General features: G+C 34.6%; 1 protein-coding gene. It reads right to left on the bottom strand.

What is annotated here, in order from left to right; genetic code table 11:
* The coding region (locus AC1DUW_RS31405) for an NAD(P)H-binding protein (RefSeq protein WP_477644519.1) at nt 1–596 on the bottom strand (596 nt) is incomplete at its 3' end.
* Between the last annotated feature and the right edge of the window lie 133 nt (nt 597–729).

Here is a 729-nt window from a genome sequence, read left to right as displayed (position 1 = left end):
GCAGCATACATTGCAGCAGCTACTTTGTATGCTTCTATGGCACGATATGGACGTAAAGGGCCAACAAAGAGAAATTTAGCAAAAGAACCAATCATACCAGAAATCTTTTCACCTGCCCTAAATTCCTTTCGTTCACCAAGAAGTAAGGACGGGCGAAATATATGTACAGAATTCAATTCTAGTTGTTGTAGTGTTCCTTCCACATCGCCTTTAACACGACTGTAGAAAAACTTGGATTTGGAATTGGCTCCCATGGCTGTTATGACGAGAAATTTCTCAACATTAGATGCTTTCGCCATTTTTGCCGCTTCAATAACAAGTTCATAATCAACTTTACGAAAAGCTTCTTTCGATTTGGCTTTCTTAATAGTTGTACCTAAACAAATAAAAACATCAGTGACATTGAATAAATCTGCATATCTGACTAAATTATCAAACTCCACAACATGGACTTCGCAATTAGGTTCTTTAGATTCTATTTCCCTTCTAGTTAGCAAGTGGATTTCCTTATAATTATTGCTGTTACTTAACTCTTTAACTAAATGGGTACCAACGACTCCAGTTGCACCTAAAATCAATGCAGTTTTTATTGTCATGATTTCCTTCTTTCCTTTATAAGCTACTAAATAGCAGCTATACTTTTATTTCATTTTTTCTTCCTAAAGAACTTTTTGAAAATCATAGAGTATTAGGATAGATGATTTACTTGATTAAAATCCTCAATAATCC

The organism is Peribacillus sp. P4_C12 (assembly GCF_056402095.1).
The sequence above is the reverse complement of the archived record's forward strand: the minus strand, read 5'-3'. Positions and strand labels throughout refer to the sequence as shown.